The 20,025-nt window shown below is 73.8% G+C and carries 19 protein-coding genes; 8 read left to right on the forward strand and 11 right to left on the reverse strand.

Annotated elements, in window-relative coordinates; translation table 11 throughout:
• Window positions 1-16 precede the first annotated feature (16 nt).
• From ACFW1I_RS18210 to ACFW1I_RS18220, 3 genes are read left to right on the forward strand one after another with little or no spacing between them, the layout of a single operon-like run.
• A complete protein-coding gene (locus ACFW1I_RS18210) occupies window positions 17-682 on the forward strand; it encodes a VWA domain-containing protein (protein ID WP_384670818.1) in 666 nt (221 codons plus the stop codon).
• Window positions 683-692: 10 nt separating this feature from the next.
• On the forward strand, window positions 693-1,799 hold the full coding sequence (locus ACFW1I_RS18215; RefSeq protein WP_384670821.1) for a protein phosphatase 2C domain-containing protein: 1,107 nt from the start codon (window positions 693-695) through the stop codon (window positions 1,797-1,799).
• Window positions 1,796-2,752, forward strand: a complete 957-nt coding sequence (locus ACFW1I_RS18220; RefSeq protein WP_384670824.1) for a hypothetical protein — start codon at window positions 1,796-1,798, stop codon at window positions 2,750-2,752. The genes ACFW1I_RS18215 and ACFW1I_RS18220 overlap by 4 nt, the downstream gene beginning before the upstream one ends.
• Before the next feature lie 81 nt (window positions 2,753-2,833).
• Here the strand turns inward: ACFW1I_RS18220 and ACFW1I_RS18225 are convergent, their stop codons facing one another.
• The 3 genes from ACFW1I_RS18225 to ACFW1I_RS18235 are packed head-to-tail and all read right to left on the reverse strand — an operon-like array spanning window position 2,834 to window position 5,695.
• Complete coding sequence (locus tag ACFW1I_RS18225) at window positions 2,834-4,030, reverse strand: dipeptidase (RefSeq protein WP_384670826.1); 1,197 nt, start codon at window positions 4,028-4,030, stop codon at window positions 2,834-2,836.
• Window positions 4,027-4,524, reverse strand: a complete 498-nt coding sequence (purE, locus tag ACFW1I_RS18230) for a 5-(carboxyamino)imidazole ribonucleotide mutase (RefSeq protein WP_384670916.1) — start codon at window positions 4,522-4,524, stop codon at window positions 4,027-4,029. The genes ACFW1I_RS18225 and purE overlap by 4 nt, the downstream gene beginning before the upstream one ends.
• Before the next feature lie 31 nt (window positions 4,525-4,555).
• On the reverse strand, window positions 4,556-5,695 hold the full coding sequence (locus tag ACFW1I_RS18235; protein ID WP_384670829.1) for a 5-(carboxyamino)imidazole ribonucleotide synthase: 1,140 nt from the start codon (window positions 5,693-5,695) through the stop codon (window positions 4,556-4,558).
• Between the two features lie 184 nt (window positions 5,696-5,879).
• On the opposite strand from ACFW1I_RS18235, the gene ACFW1I_RS18240 reads away from it, so the two are divergent.
• Entirely contained in the window at window positions 5,880-6,407 is a 528-nt protein-coding gene (locus ACFW1I_RS18240) for a GtrA family protein (RefSeq protein WP_384670831.1), read from the forward strand.
• Window positions 6,408-6,419: 12 nt separating this feature from the next.
• Here ACFW1I_RS18240 and ACFW1I_RS18245 read toward each other — a convergent pair whose 3' ends face one another.
• On the reverse strand, window positions 6,420-7,691 hold the full coding sequence (locus ACFW1I_RS18245) for an ATP-binding protein (RefSeq protein WP_384670833.1): 1,272 nt from the start codon (window positions 7,689-7,691) through the stop codon (window positions 6,420-6,422).
• Between the two features lie 144 nt (window positions 7,692-7,835).
• Window positions 7,836-8,513 (reverse strand): response regulator transcription factor, encoded by a 678-nt coding sequence (locus tag ACFW1I_RS18250; protein WP_030754842.1) that lies wholly within the window; start codon window positions 8,511-8,513, stop codon window positions 7,836-7,838.
• Between the two features lie 430 nt (window positions 8,514-8,943).
• On the opposite strand from ACFW1I_RS18250, the gene ACFW1I_RS18255 reads away from it, so the two are divergent.
• On the forward strand, window positions 8,944-10,449 hold the full coding sequence (locus tag ACFW1I_RS18255; protein ID WP_384670836.1) for a peptide MFS transporter: 1,506 nt from the start codon (window positions 8,944-8,946) through the stop codon (window positions 10,447-10,449).
• 76 nt (window positions 10,450-10,525) lie between these two features.
• On the opposite strand, the gene ACFW1I_RS18260 is transcribed toward ACFW1I_RS18255, so the two are convergent.
• The 6 genes from ACFW1I_RS18260 to ACFW1I_RS18285 form a co-directional block, all read right to left on the reverse strand.
• On the reverse strand, window positions 10,526-11,917 hold the full coding sequence (locus tag ACFW1I_RS18260; RefSeq protein WP_384670838.1) for a hypothetical protein: 1,392 nt from the start codon (window positions 11,915-11,917) through the stop codon (window positions 10,526-10,528).
• Entirely contained in the window at window positions 11,914-12,924 is a 1,011-nt protein-coding gene (locus ACFW1I_RS18265) for a hypothetical protein (RefSeq protein ID WP_384670841.1), read from the reverse strand. Before ACFW1I_RS18265 ends, ACFW1I_RS18260 begins: the two co-directional genes overlap by 4 nt.
• Window positions 12,921-13,721, reverse strand: a complete 801-nt coding sequence (locus ACFW1I_RS18270) for a hypothetical protein (RefSeq protein ID WP_384670844.1) — start codon at window positions 13,719-13,721, stop codon at window positions 12,921-12,923. Before ACFW1I_RS18270 ends, ACFW1I_RS18265 begins: the two co-directional genes overlap by 4 nt.
• On the reverse strand, window positions 13,718-14,437 hold the full coding sequence (locus tag ACFW1I_RS18275; protein ID WP_384670846.1) for a peptidase: 720 nt from the start codon (window positions 14,435-14,437) through the stop codon (window positions 13,718-13,720). Before ACFW1I_RS18275 ends, ACFW1I_RS18270 begins: the two co-directional genes overlap by 4 nt.
• 136 nt (window positions 14,438-14,573) lie before the next feature.
• On the reverse strand, window positions 14,574-14,993 hold the full coding sequence (locus tag ACFW1I_RS18280; protein ID WP_384670849.1) for an ATP-binding protein: 420 nt from the start codon (window positions 14,991-14,993) through the stop codon (window positions 14,574-14,576).
• A gap of 80 nt (window positions 14,994-15,073) precedes the next feature.
• Complete coding sequence (locus ACFW1I_RS18285) at window positions 15,074-15,442, reverse strand: STAS domain-containing protein (RefSeq protein ID WP_384670851.1); 369 nt, start codon at window positions 15,440-15,442, stop codon at window positions 15,074-15,076.
• A gap of 208 nt (window positions 15,443-15,650) precedes the next feature.
• On the opposite strand from ACFW1I_RS18285, the gene ACFW1I_RS18290 reads away from it, so the two are divergent.
• The 3 genes from ACFW1I_RS18290 to ACFW1I_RS18300 all read left to right on the forward strand — a co-directional run bounded on the left by ACFW1I_RS18290 (window position 15,651) and on the right by ACFW1I_RS18300 (window position 20,024).
• On the forward strand, window positions 15,651-16,544 hold the full coding sequence (locus ACFW1I_RS18290; RefSeq protein ID WP_384670854.1) for an RNA polymerase sigma factor SigF: 894 nt from the start codon (window positions 15,651-15,653) through the stop codon (window positions 16,542-16,544).
• A gap of 190 nt (window positions 16,545-16,734) precedes the next feature.
• Complete coding sequence (locus ACFW1I_RS18295) at window positions 16,735-17,934, forward strand: DegT/DnrJ/EryC1/StrS family aminotransferase (RefSeq protein WP_384670857.1); 1,200 nt, start codon at window positions 16,735-16,737, stop codon at window positions 17,932-17,934.
• On the forward strand, window positions 17,931-20,024 hold the full coding sequence (locus ACFW1I_RS18300; RefSeq protein ID WP_384670859.1) for a lipopolysaccharide biosynthesis protein: 2,094 nt from the start codon (window positions 17,931-17,933) through the stop codon (window positions 20,022-20,024). Before ACFW1I_RS18295 ends, ACFW1I_RS18300 begins: the two co-directional genes overlap by 4 nt.
• The last annotated feature ends 1 nt before the right edge of the window (window position 20,025 follow it).

A 20,025-nucleotide genomic window follows, 5' to 3' on the forward strand; every position in this document is an offset into this window, starting at 1 on the left:
CCGAGGGAAGCGACCCATGCAGATTCTTCCGTTCTACCTGCTGTGCGACGAGTCGGGCTCGATGGCGGGCGACAGCGTCGACGCGCTGAACACCGCGCTGGTGGAGCTTCACGCCGAGATCAGCACCAACCCCACGGTGGCCGACAAGACCCGCTTCAGCCTGATCGGCTTCTCCACCGACGCGCAGGTGCTCCAGCCGCTGGCCGACCTGAGCGACATCGACGAGGTCCCGGCGCTCTCGGCGGGCGGCCTCACCTCCTTCGGCAACGCCTTCCGCACGCTGTTGCGCTGCATCGAGACGGACGTCGCCGCGCTGAAGGCGGAGGGGCACGAGGTGTACCGGCCGGTCGCCTTCTTCATGTCGGACGGCATCCCGACCGACGACGACTGGCCGCAGGCGCACAAGGACCTGACGTCCTCCCGCTTCCATCCGAAGATCATCGCGTTCGGGGTCGGGGACGCCGAGGAGTCGACCATCGCGCAGGTGGCGAACTTCCGTGCCTTCATCCAGAAGGACCAGAACGTCTCCCCCGCCGCGGCCCTGCGCGAGTTCGCCTCCAGCCTGACCCGTTCCATCGTCAGGTCCGCCACCACCATCGCCTCCGACGGCAACTCCGACTTCTCGCTCGTCGTCGAGGAGAACGTGCCCGGCTTCGCGACCGTGTCGCTCGACAAGCTCTGAGGACGGCGAGATGGACCACGAGCACGTGAGAGAGCCGGAACCACGGTCCGTCGTGCGGCTGGAGAAGCCGATACGGGCCGCGGCCCCCGCGCAGGACGGGACTCTGGACGGAACACCGGACGGGACGCCGGAGGCGAACGCCGTGACCGCCGGAACCGGTGCGCCCGGGGTGCCCGCCCCCTCCGTACCGCCCGCGCCCGCGGTGCCGCTGCTCGGGGCGCCGCCGTACGCGGGGCGGCGGCCGCCGAGTTATCCGGCGGTGCCGCAGGGGCGGCCCCGGATGGCGGACGAGACCGTCGCCGCCGCCCTCGTCCCCGACATCGTCCTGGACGGCGCGGCCCACGGGCCGCTGACCCTGCGGGCCGCCTCGGTGCGCGGCGACTCCCACCGGTACCTGGGCGAGACCCGGCAGGACAGCGTCATGACGGCCCACCTGGGCGAGAAGGACGCCGGAGAGCTGCTGGCCCTGGCCGTGGCCGACGGGGTCGGCTCGCAGCCCCTCTCGCACATCGGCGCGCAGCAGGCGTGCCAGCGCGCCCTGAGCCTCCTCGGCGCCCATGCCGCGGAGCTGTACGAGGCGCTGGCCGCCGGGCGCGGGGACGTCTTCGCCGAGTTGGCCGGGCAGGTCGTCGAGCGCGTCGCCGACCACCTCGCGCAGCGCGCCGGGCAGCGGGGCCTGGCCCCCGTCGCGTACTCCACCACGCTGCGGGTGCTGCTCGTCCCGCTCGACCCGGACGTCCGGACCCGCGGCCTCCTCACCGTCGGGGACGGCGGCACCGCCCTGCTCCGCGACGGGGTGTGGGACCTCGCGCCCGGCGAGGACGGGGAGAAGGCGGACGGCGACCGGATGATCGACACCCGGACCGCCGCGCTGCCCCTGGCCCGGACCGCCGCGACCCGGCTGCTCGACTCGCGGCCCGGGGACGTCCTGCTGGTCTGCACCGACGGCTTCTCCTCGCCGTTGGCCGGGGCGCCGGAGATGCGCGCCTTCCTCGCGGGTGCCTGGGGCGGCGGCGCCGTGCCCGAACCGGCCGATTTCCTCTGGCAGTTCCAGTACCGGGTGAAGTCGTACGACGACGATCGCAGCGCGGCCGTCGTGTGGGAGGGGCGGCCGTGACGGCGGACGACGGCGCCGACGTCGAGCAGGCCCGGCTGCCGCTGGCGGGAAAGCTCACGGCCGGCGGCCAGGGCGAGGTGCACGAGGTCGGCGGGCCCGGGGACCTGCTCTTCAAGCGGTACCTGGAGCCCCAGAAGGCGGACGGTTCGGCACTCGCCGCCCTGGTGGCGCTGCGGCTGGGGCTGGCGCCCGAGGAACGGCGGCGGCTCGACCGGGAGGCGGCCTGGCCGCTGTGCCGGGTGACGGACGGCGGGCGGGTCGTCGGGTTCCTGATGCGCCGGGCGCCCGCCTCGATGACCTGGCGGACCGCGAAGGGCGAGACCCGGCTCACCGAGCTCCAGTTCCTGCTGCGGGAGCCGAAGGCGGCCACCCGGACCGTCCGGCAGCCCACCCCGGAGGAGCGGCTCGCGCTCGGCGTGGCCCTGGCGGAGCTCGTCGACCGGCTGCACACGATGGGCCTTGTCGTCGGCGACCTCTCGCAGGCGAACGTGCTGTGGTCGCTCGACCCGGAGCCCTCGGTCCACCTCATCGACTGCGACGGCGCCCGGATCACCGGCCACCCGCCGGTCCTCGCGCAGGCCGACACCCCGGACTGGCAGGACCCGAAGGCGCCGCCCGGGACGGTGAGCGTGGACAGCGACCGGTACAAGGCGGCGCTGATGCTCGGCCGGGTCCTCGCCCGGGACCCGTACGTGACGCCGGAGCGGCCGCTGGAGGTGCTGCCGGGGGTGCTCGACAACCGGCGCCTCGACGCCGTGCTGCGCCTGTGGGGGCGGGCCGGCGGGGCGTACGGCTCCCGGCCGGGCCTCGGGGAGTGGCGTACCGCCCTGGCCGGGCGGGAGACCGTCCGCCTCCAGGCCGGTCCGCCGCGCCCGCGGCCGGTGGTGGACCGGTCGGTGTTCGACGCCGGGCCCGGGCGCGACCGGGGGACCATACGGTTCAGGAAGCCCTGAGGCGTACGGCTCCGATCGCGCCGGCGGGCCCGGGCTCGCCGACGGGCCCGGGCTCGCCGACGGGCCCGGGCGTGCGGGCGGTCAGGCGCCGTCGAGCTGGGCGATCGTGGCGTGCGAGGCGGGGGTGCGGGCCGACAGGTCGTGGGCGACGGACTCGGCGTCGGCCAGGACGCGGAGGGCGTTCGACCAGGTCAGCTTGGTGAGGTCGGCGCGGGACCAGCCGCGGTGGAGGAGCTCCGCGATCAGGTTCGGGTAGCCGGCGACGTCGTCGAGGCCGGCCGGGGTGAAGGCGGTGCCGTCGTAGTCGCCGCCGATGCCGATGTGGTCGATGCCGGCGGCCTCGCGCATGTGGTCGAGGTGGTCGGCGACCGTGGCGGCGGTGGCGATCGGGCGCGGGTGCTCCGCCTCGAAGGCGGCGTGCAGCTCCATCGCCCGCGGCGTGGTGTCGAGGTGGTGCAGCCCGTGCGCGCGCAGGTTCGCGTCGGCGCGCAGGGTCCACTCGACGGCCTCGGGGAGGATGAACTTCGGGACGAAGGTCGCCATCGCCACGCCGCCGTTGGCGGGCAGCCGCTCCAGGACGTCGTCCGGGACGTTCCTCGGGTGGTCGCAGACCGCGCGGGAGGAGGAGTGGGAGAAGATCACCGGCGCGGTGCTCTCGTCGAGGGCGTCCCGCATGGTGGTGGCGGCCACGTGCGAGAGGTCGACGAGCATGCCGCAGCGGTTCATCTCGCGGACGACGGCGCGGCCGAAGGCGGTGAGGCCGCCGTGCCGGGGCTCGTCCGTGGCGGAGTCGGCCCAGTCGTTGTTCTCGTTGTGCGTGAGGGTCATGTACCGCACGCCGAGGGTGTGCAGGGCGCGCAGGGTGGCGAGGGAGTTGTTGATCGAGTGGCCGCCCTCGGCGCCCTTGAGGGAGGCGATCCTGCCCTCGGCGCGGGCCTTGGCGATGTCGTCGGCGGTCCGGGCCGCGGCCAGGTCGGCGGCGTACCGCTCGACGAGCCGGTCGACGGCGTCGATCTGCTCCAGGGTGGCGCTGACCGCGTGGTCGCCGGCGAGGCGGCCGGGGACGTAGACGGACCAGAACTGGGCGCCGACCCCGCCGGCGCGGAGCCGGGCGAGGTCGGTGTGGAGGGAGGCCGAGCGGTCGCCCGCGATGTCGAGCTTGTCGAGGTCGTAGCCGCACTGTTCGCGCAGCGCCCACGGGAGGTCGTTGTGCCCGTCGACGACGGGGGCCTCCGCGAGGAGGGCGCGGGCTTCGGCGAGCCGCTCGGCCGCGCTCACTGGCCGAACCCGAAGGAGTCGGCGCCGGCGACCTTGGCGCGCAGCCGCTTGCCCTTCTCGGTGGCCTGGCCGTTGAGGTCCTGGAGGAACTCGCCCATCCGGGCCTGGAGCTCGGGGTCGGCGGCGGCGAGCACGCGGACGGCGAGCAGGCCCGCGTTGCGCGCGCCGGCGACGGAGACGGTGGCGACCGGGATGCCGGCGGGCATCTGGACGATGGAGAGCAGCGAGTCCATGCCGTCGAGGTACTTCAGCGGCACGGGGACGCCGATGACCGGGAGCGGGGTGACCGAGGCGAGCATGCCCGGCAGGTGGGCGGCGCCGCCGGCGCCGGCGATGATCGCCTTGAGGCCGCGGCCGGCGGCCTCCTCGCCGTACGCGATCATCTCGCGCGGCATCCGGTGGGCGGAGACGACGTCGACCTCGTACGGGATCTCGAACTCGTCGAGCGCCTGGGCGGCGGCCTCCATGACGGGCCAGTCGGAGTCGGACCCCATCACGATGCCGATGAGCGGGTTGCTCGCCTGGTTACTCAACGATCGTCCCTCGCAGGTAGTCGGCGGCGTGGCGGGCGCGCTCCAGCACCTCGTCCAGGTCGTCGCCGTAGGTGTTGACGTGGCCGACCTTACGCCCGGGCTTCACGTCCTTGCCGTACATGTGGATCTTGAGCTGCGGGTCCCGGGCCATGCAGTGCAGGTAGCCCTGGTACATGTCGGGGTAGTCGCCGCCGAGGACGTTGCACATCACGGTCCACGGGGCGCGCGGGCGGGGGTCGCCGAGCGGCAGGTCGAGGACGGCCCGGACGTGGTTGGCGAACTGGCTGGTGATCGCCCCGTCCTGGGTCCAGTGACCGGAGTTGTGCGGGCGCATCGCCAGCTCGTTGACGAGGATCCGGCCGTCGGGGGTCTGGAAGAGCTCCACGGCGAGGTGGCCGACGACGCCGAGCTCCTTGGCGATCCGCAGGGCCAGTTCCTGGGCCTGGAGCGCCAGCTCCTCGTCGAGGTCGGGGGCGGGCGCGATCACGGTGTCGCAGACGCCGTCGACCTGGCGGGACTCGACCACCGGGTAGGCGACGGCCTGGCCGTGCGGGGAGCGGACGATGTTCGCCGCGAGCTCGCGGACGAAGTCGACCTTCTCCTCGGCGAGCACGGGCACGCCGGCGAGGAACGGGTCGCGGGCCTCCTCGGCGGTGCGCACGAACCAGACGCCCTTGCCGTCGTAGCCGCCGCGCACGGTCTTGAGGATGACCGGGAAGCCGCCGACCTCCTCGGCGAACGCGACCGCGTCCGCGGGGTCGGCCACGATGCGGTGGCGGGGGCTGGGCGCGCCGATCTCGTCGAGCCTGGCCCGCATCACCCCCTTGTCCTGCGCGTGCACGAGCGCGTCGGGACCGGGGCGGACGGGGATGCCGTCGGCCTCCAGGGCCCGCAGGTGCTCGGTGGGGACGTGCTCGTGATCGAAGGTGATCACATCGCAGCCGCGCGCGAAGGCGCGGAGCGTCTCCAGGTCCCGGTAGTCGCCGATGACGACCTCGCCGGCCACCTGCGCCGCCGAGTCCTGCGGGGTGTCACTGAGGAGCTTGAACTTGATGCCGAGGGGGATGCCCGCCTCGTGGGTCATACGGGCGAGCTGACCGCCGCCGACCATGCCTACTACCGGGAACGTCACCCTCTTAGGGTATCCGCACCATCCGTGAACACGTTTCCGGCTGTGGATTGACACAAGGCGTGACGGGGCACCGCTTGGTTTTCCACAGGTTTCCCGGCTACCCGGGCGGGTGACAGGGGAGGCTGGTTAGCATGAGTGGGTTGACGTCACCCGGGCGTCACCCGACGGACGGACCGACCCCACCATGAGCGAACCCGGCGCGCTGCGCATGCGACTCGCCCTGCTCGGCCGCGAGGTCGCCAAGTTCGGCGTCGTCGGCGGACTCGGTGTCCTGGTCAACCTGGCCGTCTTCAACCTGGTCCGGCACACCACGGAGCTTCCGGTGGTGCGGGCCAGCCTGGTCGCCACCGTCGTCGCCATCGCCTTCAACTACGTGGGGTTCCGTTACTTCACGTACCGCGACCGCGACAAGTCGGGCCGCACCAAGGAGATGACCCTCTTCCTGCTGTTCAGCCTGGTCGGGCTGGTCATCGAGAACGGGATCCTCTACGCGGCGACCTACGGCCTCGGCTGGAACTCGCCGCTGGCCAGCAACTTCTTCAAGTTCTTCGGCATCGGCGTGGCGACCCTGTTCCGCTTCTGGTCGTACCGCACGTGGGTGTTCCGGGCGCTGCCGGCGAAGGAGGCCGTGCAGACGGCGGAGTCCTTCCTGGAGAGCGCCGAGCCGGTGCCGCCGCGGCAGGCCCGCCGCCGCCAGCCCGACCGCGTCTGACAGGTCGGGCGCTTACCGTACGGGGCGCTCCTCGGCGTCCTCGGTGACGCTGCGGGCCTCCCGGCTGAGGAAGAGCGCGAAGACCGGCGGGTGCTGCTGCAGCAGTTCCAGGCGGCCGCCGTCGGCCTCGGCGAGGTCCCGGGCGACGGCCAGGCCGATGCCGGTGGAGCTGCGGCCGCTGACCGCCCGCTCGAAGATCCGCGCGCCGAGGTCGGCGGGGACGCCGGGGCCCTCGTCGGTGACCTCGATCACCGACTGGTTGCCGATGACCCGGGTCCGCAGGGCGACGGTGCCACCGCCGTGCATGAGCGAGTTCTCGATGAGCGCGGCGAGGACCTGGGCGACCGCGCCCGGGGTGCCGATGGCCCGCATGCCCTGCTTGCCGGAGCGGACGATGGCGCGGCCGGCGCTGCGGTAGGCGGGGCGCCACTCCTCGATCTGCTGCTTGACGACCTCGTCGAGGTCGAAGGCGACGGCGGAGCCGGAGCGGGGGTCGCGGGAGTTGGTGAGCAGCCGTTCGACGACGTCGGTGAGCCGCTCGACCTGGGTGAGCGCGATCGTCGCCTCCTCCTTGACCGTGTCCAGGTCGTCGGCGAGGGCGACCTCCTCCAGCCGCATGGAGAGCGCGGTCAGCGGGGTGCGGAGCTGGTGGGAGGCGTCGGCGGCGAGCCGGCGCTCGGCGGTGAGCATCCGGGCGATCCGCTCGGCGGAGGCGTCGAGCACGTCCGCGACCCGGTCCAGTTCGGGGACCCCGTACCGCTTGTGCCGGGGCCGGGGGTCGCCGGAGCCGAGCCGTTCGGCGGTCTCGGCGAGGTCGGTGAGCGGGGACGCGAGCCGGTTCGCCTGGCGTACGGCGAGCAGGATCGCGGCGATCACGGCGAGTCCGGCGACGGCGCCGATGATCAGGGCCGTGCTGCCGACCTCGGAGGTGACGGCGGAGCGGGACTCCTCGACGACCACCGTCTCGCCGCGCTCGCCCTCCGCGTAGCCGCGGATGACGCTGCCGGTGGGGCGGGTGCCGATCTCGATGGCGGGCCGGCCGGGGATGGTGACCAGGGCGTACCGCTTGGCGCCGCTCTGCTCCGCGAGGATGTCGGGATTGACCGGCTCGCCGCCGATCAGGCGGCTGTCGACGATCGAGACGATGCGGAGGGCCTCGGCGTCGACGCTCTCCTGGGCGCTGCTGGTGATGGTCCTCGTCTCGACGAGCACGAGGGAGACGCCGAAGACGGCGATCACGACGAGGACGACGGCGAGGGTGGAGGTGATGAGGCGGCGGCGCACGTGCTCTCCCGGAGCGGCTCGACAATGACCAGGGGGTGGCGCACCGGAAAGGGGCGCGGGGAACTGCGCGAGCGACCCCGACGGCCCGGCGGCGGCGACACGACCTGAGCCTCCCCGGCGGGGGCGCGCGGGCCCGCGAAGCCGTCAGCTCTTCTCGAAGCGGAAGCCGACGCCTCTCACCGTGGCGATGTAGCGGGGGTTGGCCGCGTCGTCGCCGAGCTTCTTGCGGAGCCAGGAGATGTGCATGTCGAGGGTCTTCGTCGAGGACCACCAGGTGGTGTCCCAGACCTCGCGCATCAGCTGGTCCCGGGTGACGACCCGGCCCGCGTCGCGGACCAGGACGCGGAGGAGGTCGAACTCCTTCGCGGTGAGCTGGAGCTCCTCGTCGCCCATCCAGGCGCGGTGCGACTCGACGTCGATGCGGACGCCGTGGGTGGCGGGCGCGGGGGCGGGCTCGGTGGCGCCGCGCCGCAGGAGGGCCCGGACCCGGGCGAGCAGCTCGGCGAGGCGGAACGGCTTGGTGACGTAGTCGTCGGCGCCCGCGTCGAGCCCGACGACCGTGTCGACCTCGTCCGCGCGGGCGGTGAGGACCAGGATCGGGACCGTGTGGCCGTCGGCGCGCAGCCGCCGGGCGACCTCCAGACCGTCCATGCCGGGCAGGCCCAGGTCGAGCACGACGAGGTCGACGCCGCCCTGGAGTCCGGTGTCGAGCGCGGTCGGCCCGTCCTCGCGGACCTCGACCTCGTACCCCTCTCTCCGCAGGGCGCGGGCCAGCGGTTCCGAGATGGATGCGTCGTCCTCGGCGAGCAGTACACGGGTCATGGGGTGATGGTAGTCCGCACGGGTGCCGGGCCGGGGCGGGATCACGAGGCGCCCGCGACCGCCTCCGAAGCAGGGCACGTAACCTTGCCATCACCTTGGAATGGGGTCCGTTGGTTCCTTCGTCACCTGTGATCCATCTCTCAAGTCCTTCCATATCCGGCACTGTCGTGTCGTATGGTGGCGAGACGTCAGTAGCGGTAATCGGGGACCTTTGGCCTGCTTCGTCAGCCAGGGTCCTCTTTTCTGCGCAGGGTTGGCCTTGTCAGCCTTGAGACGGTGAACGACCTGTGGGCCGGGTCCCGCGGCGCGAAGACCGCGCGGCGGGGCGTGGATCCCGGGCGGGGCGCAAACGTCCCGGCCGGTGCCGGCCACCCCCCACCGGGCGCGTCCCGCTCACGAAGCGGCGCGTCCCGACAGAGCAAGGATCGACATGGCGGCAACGACCGTTTCCGCGGGCTCGGAGAAGACCTTCTTCGGGCACCCCCGCGGCCTCGCCACCCTCTTCATGACCGAGATGTGGGAGCGTTTCTCCTACTACGGCATGCGGGCGCTTCTCGTCCTGTACCTGGTCTCCGGCGGCGCCGACGCCGCGACCGGCAGCCAGGGTGGCGGACTGGCCATGACGGCCGCCACGGCCACGGCGATCTACTCCGTGTACGTGTCGATGGTCTACCTGATGGCCATGCCCGGCGGCTGGTTCGGCGACCGCGTCTGGGGCGCGCGCAAGACCGTCGCCATCGCCGGCTTCGTGATCATGGCGGGTCACCTGTCGCTGGCCCTCCCGGGCCAGGCCATGTTCTTCGTCGGTCTGGCGCTCGTCGCCGCCGGCTCCGGTCTGCTCAAGGCCAACATCTCGACGATGGTCGGCCACCTCTACGACGGCCCGGACGACCCGCGCCGTGACGGTGGCTTCACCCTCTTCTACATCGGCATCAACCTCGGTGCCTTCGTCGCCCCGTTCGTCGTCGGCACCGTCGGCGAGAAGGTCAACTGGCACCTCGGCTTCGCGCTCGCCGCGGCCGGCATGGGTCTGGGTCTGCTCCAGTTCCTCATCGGCACGAAGAACCTGAGCCCGAAGAGCAACATCGTCCCGAACCCGCTCTCCGCCGCCGAGCGCAAGAGCGTCCTGGTCAAGGTCTGCGCCGTCCTCGTCGTCGCCGCCGCCTTCTACGGCGTCGTCATCGCGATGGGCATGTACACCCTGAACTGGGCGATCGTCCCGATCACCCTCGCCGGTCTGATCATCCCGGTCGCCGTCCTCGTCCGCATCAAGCGCGACAAGGACCTGTCGACCACCGAGCAGTCGAAGATGACCGGGTACATCTGGTTCTTCGTCGCCGCCGCCGTCTTCTGGATGATCTACGACCAGGGTGGTTCGACCCTGTCGCTGTTCGCCGACGGCAAGACCGCCGACACCGTCTTCGGCTTCGGCTTCCCGGCCACCTGGTACCAGTCCCTGAACCCGCTCTTCGTCATGGCGCTGGCCCCGGTCTTCGCCTGGCTGTGGCTGTGGCTGGCCCGCAAGAACCAGGAGCCGAACACCATCGTGAAGTTCGCGATGGGCCTGGTCCTGGTCGGTGCCTCCTTCTTCGTCTTCATCGTCCCGATGAACATGGCGGGCGACGGCACCAAGGTCTCCCCGATGTGGCTCGTCTCGATCTACATGATCCAGACCATCGGTGAGCTGTGCCTCTCCCCGGTCGGCCTGTCGGTCACCACGAAGATGGCGCCGCAGAAGTACGCCTCCCAGATGATGGGCGTCTGGTTCCTCGCCGTCACCGCCGGTGACTGCACCACGGGTCTGCTCTCGCTGGCCGGTGTGGACCTGAACGGCACGGGGGTGATCGCCATGGAGGCGTCGCTGGCCGTGGTCGCGGGCCTCGCGGTGTACATGTACCGCAAGAAGGTCCAGTCCCTCATGGGCGACGTGCACTGACGCGCCGCTCCGCACGACGGGAAGGCCCCGGGACACCGCACGGTGTCCCGGGGCCTTCCCGCTCTCCGCCGTCCGGTCAGCGGGTGCGGCGGGCGAGGCGCCGCCACGGGGTGAAGGTGAAGACCGCGCCGCCGAGGAGGATCACGGTGCCGGCGACCAGGCCGAGGGCGCGCAGGGCGCCGTCCTGCTCGGCGCCGGTCTCGGCGAGGTTCCCGCCGCCGGAGCCGGAGCCCGAGCCACTGCCGGAGCCGGACCCCGAGCCGCTGCCGGAGCCGGAGCCGCTGCCCGAGCCGGAGCCGCTGCCCGAGCCGTTGCCGCTGCCGCCGTCGTCCCCGCCGCCGTTGTCCCCGGATCCGGACGTGCCGCCGGACTGCTTGGCGGTGTCCAGGGTGAGGGAGGCCGCGGCCGTGCCCTTGACCGTGCAGGGGATCTTGATGGGGTCGGCGCCGGCGGCGAGGACGACGCTGATGGTGAGCTTGCCCGGGGCGAGGGTGGCCTTGCCGGTGGCGCCGGGCTTGTAGGTGCCCTTCATGTCGGTGAGGCTCACCGGGTCGTTCATCTTGAGCGCCGTGGGGTTGGGCGCGCCGGTGACCTTGACCGTGCCGCTGTCGTCCCCGCCGATCGTGATGTCCATGGTGGGCGTGAGGGCGTTCGCGGGCAGCGGGGCCGGGCTGTTCATGACGCCCTTGGCGGTCTTGACCGTGAGGTCGTACGCGCCGCCGTTCTTCCTGGCGTTGATGGTGACCTTGGAGTTGATCGAGGCGGGGCCGGGGGACGTACAGGCGAAGGCCACCGCGACCTCCTTGCCCGGGAAGTCGGTCTGGCCGCCGCCGGTGCCACCGCTGTCCGAGCCACCGCTGTCGGAGCCTCCGCTCGCGGCGCCGCCGCTGTCCGAGCCGCCCCCGCTGTCCGAGCCGCCTCCGCCGTCGGTCACCTTGATCGTGGCGCCGACGGGGACCTGCTCCTTCGGCGTGCACTTGGTGTCCGTGGACATCGGCTTCGACACGTTGATCGTGTACGCGTCGGGCGTCAGGGTGACGTCGCCCGCCTTCGTCAGCTTCAGGGTGCCCTTCATCTCGGGCAGGACCATGGGCGAGTTCTTGGGGATCGGCGGGTTCTGCCGGGGGCCCTCCATGGCGACCGTGCCGCTCTGCGCCCCGCCGACCTTCATGGTGCCGGTCGGCTTGACGGTGTTCGCGTCCAGATCGAGCATGTCGGGGTTCTTGGAGGCCGGCTTCACGGTCTTCCAGACGACCTCGACGGTGTCGCCGACCTTGGCGGTGGCCGGCGCGGTGACCAGCACGGTGGTGGTGCCCTGGACCGGCGGGAGGCCGGAGATCGACGGCGGGATGCACTCCGTCTTGAACGAGATCTGGGCGGCCTGGGCGGGGCCGGCGGACAGCAGGATCCCCGCGCCGCCGAGGATCAGCGCGATTCCGGCCGCGATCGTCCTCCGTTGCGTGCTCACGAATGTCCCTTCGTCGTCGGACTGTTCTCGGACGGTGCGGAGTCGGGGAGGAACCACGGCAGGACCGCGGTCGTCCCGGGGCCGTCCGCGTCCGCCGGTACGGGGACGGGGACGGAGTGGCGGTTCCGGCCGCCGGCCCGGTCGACGAGGACCATGCCGATCCGGAAGAGGGCGGCGGGCACGACCAGGGCGAGCAGGACCCAGAAGAGGACCACGCCCCAGGGGCGGCCCACCGTCCAGGGCTGTTCGGCCAGGAGCTTCCCGCCGTAGGAGACGGAGACCCGGTAGTCGCCGTGGGCGCCGGCGGCGAGCTCGACGTCCAGCTCGATCTGGGCCTTCTGCCCGGGCTTGATGGTGCCGCGCCACTGGTGCTCCTCGTCGCTGGGGGCGAGGACGCCGCGGGCGGTGCCGACGAGGAAGACGGGGTCGCGGACGGGCGCGGTGCCGAGGTTGCCGACGGTGAGGACGAGGGTGCGGGAGGGCGGCGCGCCGAACCAGGTCAGCACCCCGCCGGAGCCGTCGAGGCGGGCGGCGGTGAGGACGGCGAGGCGTCCGTCGCCGGCGGCGTCGGGGAGCGGTGCGGTGGGGTGCCCGGCGACGGTGAAGGCGGCGTCGACGACGTCCTGGGTGCCGGTGACGCCGGAGACGTGGACGACGCAGGGGCAGGGCCGGGGCGGGGCGGCGACCGGCAGTTTGACGCTGAAGGCGCCGCGCCCGTCGACGGTGGCGGCCCGGCCGTCGGTGTTGGCGCAGGAGTTGGTGCCGCCGATGACGCCCTTCTCGGGGGTGCCCTGGCCGCAGAGCAGCACCATCAGCAGCGCGCCGGCCTTCCAGCCGGTGCCGCTGACGGTGATCTCGCCGCCCTTGGGCGCCTCGTTCCGCGAGACGGCGACGGCCGGGTCTCCGGCGGCGGGCGCGGCGGGCGCGGGGACGGCCGGGAGCAGGGCGAGGGCGAGGGCGGCGAGCAGCGCGGCCAGGGCCGTACGGGCGCGGGCGGCCGGTCTCATGCGGTGGCTCCCTTCGTACGGCGGCGGACCGTGTGCGCGGCTCCGCCCGCGGCCGCGAGCAGCAGGGCCGCGGTGCCGGCGAGGGCGGGTCCGGAGGCGAAGACGGTGGTGGCGGCGGCGGTGGCGGGGGTGGCTCCGGGGGCGGTGGCGGTGAGCCGGACGGTGACGGAGTCGAGGGCGGGCGGGTCGGGCCAGGGTTCGGTGCGGGCGGCGCGTTCGCCGGGGCGGAGGGTGAGCGGCAGGGCGCGTTCGGGGCGGTCGAGGACGGTGCCGAGGAGGCCGTCGGCGCGGACGGCGAGGCGGGGCCGGTCGAGGACGGTGCTGCCGCGGTTGACGAGGGTGTAGTGGAGGGTGCCGGTGGACCGGTCGACGCGGGCGTCCTCGACGGTGAGGGCGGCGAGCCGCGGGCCGCTGACCTTCAGCCGCAGGTCGACGGCGGTCCGCCGGCCGCCGGCCGAGGCCCGTACGGTGCCGCGGTGTTCGCCGGGCGGGGTGGCGGCGGCGACGGTGACGGCGAAGGGCACGTCGGCGCGGGTGCGGGCGGGCACGGTGACGGTGCGGGCGGCGAAGGCGACGGCGGCGGGGCCGTCGCCGGTGAGGGTGACGGTGAGCGGGCGGGGGCCGGGGTTGGTGACGGAGAGGGTGTCCTCCAGGACGCTGCCGGCGGGTCCTTCGAGGTAGGCGTACGGCCGGCCGGCGGCGGGGGCGGCGGTCCAGGCGGGGGTGGCGGGGGGCGCGGCGGCGAGGGTGCCGAGGACGGCGCCGGCGGCGAGGAGCGCGTACCGGGTCCTGGTCATGGGCGGGCCGGGCGGGGGCGGCGGGTGAGCCAGAGGAGGGCGCCGACGCCGCCGAGGAGGACGGTGCCGCCGAGGGTGGCGAGGGCGGTGGTGGTGGAGAGGCCGCCGGTCCTGGGCAGTTCGCCGCCGGGCAGCCCGTCGGCCTCGTCGTCGGCCCGGGTGTCGCTCTCCGTCCCGTCGGTCTTCTCGGGGAGGCCGGTGACGGTGAGGGTGAGGGACGGTCCGGGCTCGTTGTCGGCCTTGCAGACGGCGGCGTCCATGCCGAGGGCGCGGACGGTGAGCAGTCCGGCGGTGAAGGTGACGGTGCCGTTGGCCCTGGGTGTGTAGGTGCCGGTGAGGGTGCCGATCCTGATGGGGGTGAAGGCGGGGATCGCGGCGGCGTTGGGGACGCCCGTGACCTTGACGGTGCCCTGGTCGTCGCCGCCGAGGACGAGGTCGGCGCGGGGGGTCATGACGCCCTTGGGGAGTTCGACGGGGCTGTCGGAGACGCCCTTGTCGAAGGTCATGGTGATCGCGTAGGCGTCGCCCTTCTTCTCGGCCGTGATGTCCACGGGCGAGACGGCGGTGCGGTCGCCGATCTTGGTGTCGCAGGCGTACGTCACGTCGACGACCTCGGCGTGGGCGGCGGGCGCGGCGGCCAGGCCGGCCGGCGTCCAGACCGCGACGGCGGCCGTGAGCACGGCGGCCGCCCTCCTCCGGTTCGGCTTCCTGTCCACCCGCGACCCCTCACCGCATTTTCCTGACGTGCCATCAGATTGGGCGTCAAGGTACGCCTGGGGCCGTACGGAGGGAAGAAGAGTGACGGTGAAAGTCCTGCGACGGCCGGACGGCCGGCCCGGCGGCCAGGAACCGTCAGGCGGGAGAGGCCAGTTCGGCCCAGACCGTCTTGCCGGGGGCGCCCGGGACGCGCTGGATGCCCCAGTCCAGGCAGAGCCGCTGCACGATGAACATGCCGTGCCCGCCGGGGCGTCCGGCCCGGTGCGGGGTGCGCGGCGCGGGCTGTCCGGCGCCCCGGTCGGTGACCTCCAGGCGGACCGTACGGGTGAGGCGGACCACCCGGAGCCGTTCGGGGCCCTCGGCGTGCAGACAGGCGTTGGTGACGAGTTCGGAGACGACGAGCAGGACGTCGTCGGCGGCGGCCCGGCGGTCGGCGGTGGCGGCGGGCAGCCAGCCCCACTCGGTCAGGGCGGTCCGGGTGAAGTCGCGGGCGAGCGGGACGGTGCCGCTGGTCTCGCCGAGCGCGAGCGTACGGACGTCGGAAGCCTGGTCCATCAGCGCTTCACCTCACCGGTCGACGAGACAACAGGGGCAGGGGACGAGCAAGAGGGGTGGTGCGAGGGGTCCGCCCGGGGTCAGCCGGAGCCGGGCAGGGCGGTGGCGAGGGTGTCGTGCACGGTGAAGACCGCCTCCGCGCCGGTGATCCGGAAGACCCGGGCCACCGCGGGCCGCATGGCCACCAGATGGACCCCGCCGCCGGCCGCCTCGGCCCGCAGCCGTGCCCCGAGGAGCACGTTGAGCCCGGTCGAGTCGCAGAAGGCGAGCCCCGCGCAGTCGACGACGAGCCGGACCCGGCCGGCGTCGAGGGCCGCGTCGAGCGGGACGCGCAGCAGCTCGGCGGTGTGGTGATCGAGCTCACCCACCGGTACGACGAGTTCGGCGCCGCCGTCCACGGCCCTGGCCTCGACCCGCAGCCGCGCGCTGCCGATGTGCTGGCGGTCCATGGCCGGGGCCCTCCTCGATCGACTCCGAGAAACCCTACTAGCGGGGCGCCTTCCTGCGCACACGAGCCCCCCGCAAACCATCCCGAAAGGAACATTTGCCACTTGCAACGATCGCCGCCGAGCAGGTAGGGCTAGTAAGGAACACCCGATCCAGCCGGCTTTGGAGGCGCCGCACACCGCACCCGGACACCCACCCAGGAGGAGACGCATGTCACCCCGGCTCGACGCCCCGCGCACCCCCACCGCGCCGTCGACACCAGCCCTTCCCCACCCCCACCACCCCACACCCGCGCCGCACCCGGCGCTCGACGGCCCGCTCGACCGGGTCGCCCCCGCCGACGCCCGCGCCCTCTCGAAGGACCTCTTCGCCCGGCTCGCCGAGCTGGAGGAGGGCACCCACGAGTACGCGTACGTCCGCAACACCCTCGTCGAACTCAACCTGGCCCTGGTCCGCTTCGCCGCCGCCCGCTTCGGCACCCGCAGCGAACCCATGGAGGACATCGTCCAGGTCGGCACGATCGGCCTCATCAAGGCCATCGACCGCTTCGAACTCGCCCGCGGCGTCGAATTCCCCACCTTCGCGATGCCCACCATCATCGGCGAGATCAAACGCTTCTTCCGCGACACCTCCTGGTCCGTGCACGTCCCCCGCCGGCTCCAGGAACTCCGCCTCGACCTGGCGCGGGCCGGCGACGCCCTCTCCCAGCGCCTCGACCGGGCACCCACCGTCGCCGAACTCGCCGCCGAACTCCGCCTCACCGAGGACGAGGTCGTCGAGGGCATGGCCGCCAGCAACGCCTACACGGCCGCCTCGCTCGACGCCCAGACCGAGGACGAGGACCACGGACAGAACGAGACCGCCCTCGCCGACCGGCTCGGCTACGAGGACCACGGCCTCACCGGCATCGAGTACATCGCCTCCCTCAAGCCGATGATCGCCTCGCTCCCCGAACGCGAACGGCGCATCCTCTCCCTCCGGTTCGTCACCGGACTCACCCAGTCGGAGATCGGCGCCGAGCTCGGCATCTCCCAGATGCACGTCTCCCGGCTGCTCGCCCGCACCCTCGCCCGGCTGCGCCGCGGACTCACCCTGGAGGAATGACACCTCTCCGGCGGAATCACCTCCGAAGACCCCCGCGAACCGCCAAGATGGCGACGGAAAGGGCCCGTTCACGGTCGACCGACCCGGACGGGCCCTTCCGCGCGACCACAGCGGGACGCGGACGGGGCGTTGTTGACGACCCGTCCGGAATGGGCGACATTGAGCCCGGGGATTCAGGGGGGAATCTGTCATGGTTTCTGCGTACGCGGAACTGGAAGACCGCATGCGCGCACGGCTGGGGGGCCGGGAGTGCCTCTACGTGCCGTCGTGCCGCCTCGGCCTCTACCTCGCGCTGCGCCACTGGTGCGCGCCGGGCGGCCGGGTGCTCATGTCGCCCGTCAACGACGACGTCATCTTCTTCGTGGTGCTCGCCGCCGGACTCCGGCCCGTCCAGGCACCGCTCGACCCGCGCGACGGCTCCCTCGACCAGGCGGCCGTCCCCGACTCCGTCTGGTCCGGGCTCTCCGCCGTCCTCACCACCAACCTGTACGGCAACCCCGACCCGGCACCCGACCTGCGCGCCCGCTGCGACCGGCTCGGCATCCCGCTCCTGGAGGACGCCGCCCACGCCATCGGCTCCACCGTCGGCGGCCGCCCGGCCGGCGCCTGGGGCGACGCCTCCGTCTTCAGCCTCTCCAAGCACACCGGCGCCAAGACCGGCGGCTTCCTCACCGTCGCCGACCCCGCGCTCCGCGACGGACTCGCCGCCGCCCGCGACGCCCTGCTCCGGCCGGCCCGGCTCGGCAGGGAACTCGCCTACCTGGCCCGCCCGTACGCCGAGTCCACCGCCCGCGGCCTGCGCCTCACCCGCCCCGCGCACGCCGCCCTGCGCACCCTCGGCCTGCACGAACGGCCCGGGATCCGGATGCCGTTGCGCCCCGCCGAACTGGCCCGCGCCCTCGACGCCGCGCCCGCCCTCGACCCCTTCGACTCCTGGGTCCGGGTCGACATGCACGACTACCGGCTCCACCCCGGCGCCGGCCGCCTGCACCGCACCCGCCGCAGGCTCGCCGCCCTCGACACCGTCCTCGACGCCCACCGGGCCGGCACCGCCCGCCTCCTCGCCAGCGAGTACTCCGCCCAGGGCCTGCCCGCCGACGGCGCCGTCCCCCCGCTCTTCCGGGTGCCGCTCCTGGTCGAGGACCGGGACGCCGCCGTCGCCGCGCTCGCCCGCCGCCGGATCACCGTCGGCTACCTCTACGACCCGCCGCTCGACAGCTACGCCGGGGAGACCTTCACCGACCCCTCCCCCGCCCCGGCCGCCGCCGCCTGGTTCGCCCGGCACGCCCTGCCCGTGGACCCCCGCCGCGCCGACGAGGCGCTCGCCGCGCTGCGCGCCTCCGGAGCCCGGCCCGCCGTGCCCTCACCCGCCCTCGGCGGCGCCCGGTGACCGAGACCGTACGGGCGCGGGGCGCCGACCCGGACGCCCCCGGGGCGTCCGGCGCCGGGGCCTGCGAGGCCAAGGGCGGCGAGGACTCCGGCGAGGACTCGCTCTTCCGCAACGCCTACGCCCTCATGCTCTCCACCGGCGTCTCCGCCGCCCTCGGTCTCGGCTTCTGGCTGGTCGCCGCCCGCTACTACACGGAGGACGCGGTCGGCCAGGGCTCCGCCGCCATCGCCGCCCAGCGGATGCTCGCCTCCCTCACCGCCACCACCCTCTCCGGCGCGATCGTCCGCTACGTCCCCCGGGCCGGCCGCGCCACCGGCCCGCTCGTCGCCCGCCTCTACCTCCTCAGCACGGTGGTGGTGGCCGCCGCCTCCGGGATCTTCCTGCTCACCCTGGACTGGTGGGGACCCACGTACGCCCCGCTCGGCACCGTCTCCGCCGGGATCTTCTTCACCCTGTCCTCCGTCGGCTGGGCGCTGCTCACCCTCCAGGACGGGGTCCTCACCGGGCTGCGCAAGGCGTTCTGGGTGCCGGTCGGCAACGCCGTCTTCTCCGTCGGCAAGCTGGTCCTGCTCGTCGTCCTCGCCGCCGCGCTGCCCGTCCTCGGCGTCTTCGTCTCCTGGGCGGCGGCGATCGCGCTCTCCACGGTCCCGCTGGCCTGGCTGGTCTTCCGCCGGCTCATCCCGCAGCAGGCCCGCGCCGACAAGGACCGCGAGCCGCCCACGTACCGCGAGATCGGCCGCTTCGTCGCCGGGGACGCCGTCGGCGCCTTCTTCAGCCTGCTCATGATCAGCCTGCTGCCCGTGATGGTCGCCGTCCGCTTCGACGCCGCCCACAACGCCTTCTTCTACACGGCGTACACCGTCGGCGGCACCATGGAGTTCATGGCCATCAACATGGCCTCCTCGCTCACCGCGCACGCCTCCCACAGCCCCGAGTCCCTCGCCGAGGGCGTCCGGGGCGCGCTGCGCCGGATGGTGCTGCTGCTCGTCCCCGTCGTCCTCGTCCTCGTCCTCTTCGCCCCGCTGATCCTCGCCCCCTTCGGCCAGGGCTACACCGACAACGGCTCCACCGTGCTGCGGCTCCTTGCCGCCGGGGCGCTCCCCCGGGTCGCGGTGGAGCTGTACATCGGGGTGCTCCGCGTCCAGGGCCGCACCGGGATGCTCGCCGCCGTCCAGGGCGGCATGTGCGTCCTGGTGCTGGGCAGCGCCGCCGTCCTGCTCGGCCCGTACGGGATCAGCGGGGCCGGGATGGCGGTGCTCGGCGGGATGACCGTGATGGCCCTGGCGTGCGTGCCGGGGCTGCGGGCGGTCCTCAGGGGACGGGCGACGGAGCGGGAGCCGGAGCCGCCCGCGCCGGCCGGCGGCCCCGCCGCCGACGACGACTACGGCACCAACTGGGCGCGGCAGAGCGCCTATCTGCGCACCACGGCCGCGCACGACACGGTGACGCCCGCGTTCGGCATCCCGGTGTACGTGCCCCGGCCGCGCGCGCCCGGGCCCGCCGCCGCGCGCCAGGCGCCACCGCCGGCTCCGGTGCGGGACCGGTGGGGGCTCGTCCGGTGGGCGCTGCTGGGGGCGGCGGTCGTCGCGTTCTGGCTGCCGCTGGCGGTCGCCGAGCCGCTGGACGTGGCCCGCGTCTCCGGCACCGGGCTGCTGTCCGCGCTGCCGGTGCCGACGCTGGCGGCGGCCGTGGCGCTGGTCGCGCTCCAGGGCGCGGCGGTCGGCCCGCGCGCCTTCCGTCCCGGCTTCGCGGGCGCCGTGCTCGCGGCCACCTTCCTCGCCCTGCACACCGCGCCGCCGCTGCTCGGCCTGCTGCCGCCGGTGGCCGCCGGCCCGGGCGCCGAGCTGCTGGGGCCGGGCGCGGCCGGGTGGGCGGCGCCGGTGGTGGCGCAGGCCCTGTGCCTGCTGCTGGCGGGGGCGCTGCTGCGGGTGCTGGGCGCCGGCGGGCGGATCACGGCCGGGGTGGTGTGGGTGCTGGTGTGGGCGGGCTGGGCGGGGCAGCAGTCCGTCGCCGCCGCCCCGCTGCCGCTCCTGCTGGGTCTGGCCGGGGTCACGATGGCGGCGTACGCGATCCGGGGCCTGCGCTCGTGAG

Origin of the sequence: Streptomyces sp. NPDC058955 (genome assembly GCF_042741435.1) — a bacterium.
Lineage (GTDB): Bacteria > Actinomycetota > Actinomycetes > Streptomycetales > Streptomycetaceae > Streptomyces.

Bases quoted from the DNA above. Each gene is read 5' to 3' on its own strand.
- purE (WP_384670916.1), bottom strand. From the start codon at position 4,524: ATGGGGTCCGACTCCGACTGGCCCGTCATGGAGGCCGCCGCCCAGGCG.
- ACFW1I_RS18295 (WP_384670857.1), top strand. From the start codon at position 16,735: ATGGTTTCTGCGTACGCGGAACTGGAAGACCGCATGCGCGCACGGCTG.
- ACFW1I_RS18255 (WP_384670836.1), top strand. From the start codon at position 8,944: ATGGCGGCAACGACCGTTTCCGCGGGCTCGGAGAAGACCTTCTTCGGG.
- ACFW1I_RS18280 (WP_384670849.1), bottom strand. From the start codon at position 14,993: ATGGACCAGGCTTCCGACGTCCGTACGCTCGCGCTCGGCGAGACCAGC.
- ACFW1I_RS18240 (WP_384670831.1), top strand. From the start codon at position 5,880: ATGAGCGAACCCGGCGCGCTGCGCATGCGACTCGCCCTGCTCGGCCGC.
- ACFW1I_RS18290 (WP_384670854.1), top strand. From the start codon at position 15,651: ATGTCACCCCGGCTCGACGCCCCGCGCACCCCCACCGCGCCGTCGACA.
- ACFW1I_RS18265 (WP_384670841.1), bottom strand. From the start codon at position 12,924: ATGAGACCGGCCGCCCGCGCCCGTACGGCCCTGGCCGCGCTGCTCGCC.
- ACFW1I_RS18285 (WP_384670851.1), bottom strand. From the start codon at position 15,442: ATGGACCGCCAGCACATCGGCAGCGCGCGGCTGCGGGTCGAGGCCAGG.
- ACFW1I_RS18250 (WP_030754842.1), bottom strand. From the start codon at position 8,513: ATGACCCGTGTACTGCTCGCCGAGGACGACGCATCCATCTCGGAACCG.
- ACFW1I_RS18215 (WP_384670821.1), top strand. From the start codon at position 693: ATGGACCACGAGCACGTGAGAGAGCCGGAACCACGGTCCGTCGTGCGG.
- ACFW1I_RS18210 (WP_384670818.1), top strand. From the start codon at position 17: ATGCAGATTCTTCCGTTCTACCTGCTGTGCGACGAGTCGGGCTCGATG.
- ACFW1I_RS18270 (WP_384670844.1), bottom strand. From the start codon at position 13,721: ATGACCAGGACCCGGTACGCGCTCCTCGCCGCCGGCGCCGTCCTCGGC.